The following is a 2,792-nucleotide window of genomic DNA, read 5'->3' as shown; positions in this document are numbered from 1 at the left end:
ACTAAAATTATCAAATATTCTTAGTTGGGATATCGCCAAGCGGTAAGGCACCAGGTTTTGATCCTGGCATTCCCAGGTTCAAATCCTGGTATCCCAGCCAACTTCTTCTACCAAGGAAAGTTGGACATAAGAATTGCTCTTGCTTAGAGTTTAAATTAGCAAACTAGTAATGCGGGAGTGGCGGAATTGGTAGACGCGCTGGATTTAGGTTCCAGTAACTTAGGTTGTGAGAGTTCAAGTCTCTCCTTCCGCACCATGTTCTTGATAGGAACTAAAATTATCAAATATTCTTAGTTGGGATATCGCCAAGCGGTAAGGCACCAGGTTTTGATCCTGGCATTCCCAGGTTCAAATCCTGGTATCCCAGCCAACTTCTTCTACCAAGGAAAGTTGGATATAAGAATCACTCTAGCTTAGAGTTAAAATTAGCAAATTAGTGATGCGGGAGTGGCGGAATTGGTAGACGCGCTGGATTTAGGTTCCAGTAACTTAGGTTGTGAGAGTTCAAGTCTCTCCTTCCGCACCATGTTCTTATTAAGAACTAAAATTAATTCAAATTTATAGTTGGGATATCGCCAAGCGGTAAGGCACCAGGTTTTGATCCTGGCATTCCCAGGTTCAAATCCTGGTATCCCAGCCAATTTGTTAAATAATTCTATACCTCCTCATAAAAATATTTTTTAATAAAATCATCAATACCAATTGGCTTACTATAATAATATCCTTGTAAATAGTCACAATTCATTGATGTTAGTGCTTCTTGTAAATATTCATTTTCAATCCCTTCTGCAACAACCTTGCAGTTAAGTCTATTTGCTAAAAATAACGTTGATTCAACAATCGCGTGATCGGCACTTTGTGAGAGCATCCCTTTAATAAACGACTGATCTATTTTTATTTGGCTAATTGGTAATTCTCTTAAGAGTGATAACGAAGAAAACCCAGTACCAAAGTCATCAATGCTAAACTCAAAACCATGTGCATTTAGTTTGTACATCATGCTGCGTGCTGTATCTAAGTTGGTCATCATCGCGCCTTCTGTAATTTCAAACATAATAAAATCACTCAAAGTCGGATCTAGATTAATTAACGGCTCTATAAATTCATAAAAGTCTAAGCTCTCTAAGTCCCTTGTTGAAAGGTTGACATGTAACGAGCCTTTAAACCCTGCTTTTTTGAGTTTTTTTAAATGCTGTATTGTTTCTAACACTACCCATTTTGATATAGCTAAAATTTGCCCCGTTTGCTCCGCCGTTTTTATAAATATATCAGGGCTAATGAACGTGCCATCATTTTGTGGCCAGCGAATTAATACCTCTGCGCCATGCATATCATCGTGTTTTGAAGCAAAGATGGGTTGTAAAAAAAGCTCGAACTCTTGGTTTTTTAATGCTCTTTTAATTTTTGTCGACATATTAAACAAATCGTCTGCTCGTGCACTCAAATCGCTGAAATAATTAACAACCTGTTGCTGTGTTTTTTTTGCTTCATGAAGAGCTAAATCGGCTTGCTTAAATAACTCATTTGTCTGCATGCTATCTTTTGGGTAGTCGCTCACCCCTATTTTTAAGTAAACTCGTATACTTTGCTCATGAATAGAAAACGGGTTTGCTATAGCGTCGTTAATTAAGCGTATGCAGTTAATATAAGCGTGTTGAGAAACCGCATTTAATACCACAGCAAACTCGTCGCCACCTATTCGATACAATTTAGCAAATTCAGATAAATACTGGCTAAGGACTTTAGAAAACAAGCATAATAACGAGTCACCAAAGCTATTACCATAAGCATCGTTAACGCGTTTAAAGTTACTCAAATCGATCAGTAATAAAATGAAAGGTTCGTTGCATTCTATTTTTTTATTAACAACTTTAAAAAACTTTTTCCGATTAGGAAGGTTTGTTAGACTATCGTGCTCTGCTAAAAAACGCTGATGTTCAGCAGAGCGTTCAATTTCTAAAATACTTTTTAGACTTAGCCGAATAACCAAATAAACAAATGCACCACCACCTAATAAAATAACCGAAACGCTTAACGCTATAGGTTCATTAACATCATTATTAACAAAGTAATAAAGTACCCACCAGTAGCCAAAAATAAAGCACACAATAAAAACAAGTAATAAACCCCAAGCAAATCTATTTGTTTTTGTGCATATTTTTAAGGCTGGCTTTATGCTTACAGCTAAAAGTAACACTCCTACTGAAATCATAAAAATAAATAAATTGTCCACACACACTCTTTTAATACGCTTTGTTATCTATTTATTATGGCTAATAAAACAGATAACGGAATAAAATACATAAAAAATGTGGGGGATATCAAGGAGAAACTAAGCGCTGTTGTGCTTTTAGGATTGGAATTTTTTCTATCTTGAAGAATCTAATCGCGCCGTAAGATTTGTAATCGAAAGGGCTTAGTAACTGCTCCTGCGTTATTCTTATATCAATCTGCTTATATATGGGGTCTATTTAACGTTTAGAAAATTACAGATTTATGCAAGTTGGTATTAATGCTTACGTCCCTGTAAGCATTAATCGGCTCACTGTTCATGAGCAATTAATTGTATCTATCGTTGAGCATGCTTTATTAGGGTCTGTTGATCTTTGCGGATTAAAATTTGTTCAAACTAGGGGCTATTTAATCACGGCGCGAGGTTTGTAATCGAGTGGGCTAAGTAAAAACCGAGCAACAAAGAGTAAATAGCCCCTAGGAAGAACCCTTTGGGCAGCGCCTGTTTGGCATTAATGCTACGTTATCGCCCATTTATGGGGAATAACCACACTACATAG

The 2,792-nt window shown here is 36.6% G+C and carries 1 protein-coding gene and 5 tRNA genes; 5 read left to right on the top strand and 1 reads right to left on the bottom strand.

All coding sequences use genetic code 11. From position 1 onward, the window contains the following. Positions 1 to 25 precede the first annotated feature (25 nt). From H5119_RS04445 to H5119_RS04425, 5 genes are all read left to right on the top strand, one after another. Positions 26 to 100: transfer RNA gene (locus H5119_RS04445), tRNA-Gln, on the top strand. A 71-nt stretch (positions 101 to 171) separates the two neighbouring features. After that, positions 172 to 256, top strand: a tRNA-Leu gene (locus H5119_RS04440). 39 nt (positions 257 to 295) lie between these two features. Continuing rightward, positions 296 to 370: transfer RNA gene (locus tag H5119_RS04435), tRNA-Gln, on the top strand. A gap of 71 nt (positions 371 to 441) precedes the next feature. Further along, positions 442 to 526 (top strand) — tRNA-Leu (locus H5119_RS04430). A gap of 39 nt (positions 527 to 565) precedes the next feature. Then, positions 566 to 640: transfer RNA gene (locus tag H5119_RS04425), tRNA-Gln, on the top strand. Between the two features lie 15 nt (positions 641 to 655). Here H5119_RS04425 and H5119_RS04420 read toward each other — a convergent pair. Further along, positions 656 to 2,233 carry a bifunctional diguanylate cyclase/phosphodiesterase gene (locus H5119_RS04420; RefSeq protein WP_182701360.1) on the bottom strand — a complete coding sequence of 526 codons (1,578 nt, stop codon included), beginning with the start codon at positions 2,231 to 2,233 and terminating at the stop codon, positions 656 to 658. Between the last annotated feature and the right edge of the window lie 559 nt (positions 2,234 to 2,792).

It is taken from the genome of Pseudoalteromonas sp. SG45-5 (assembly GCF_014164085.1).
In the GTDB taxonomy this organism is placed as follows: domain Bacteria; phylum Pseudomonadota; class Gammaproteobacteria; order Enterobacterales; family Alteromonadaceae; genus Pseudoalteromonas; species Pseudoalteromonas aliena.
The sequence above is the reverse complement of the archived record's forward strand: the minus strand, read 5'-3'. Positions and strand labels throughout refer to the sequence as shown.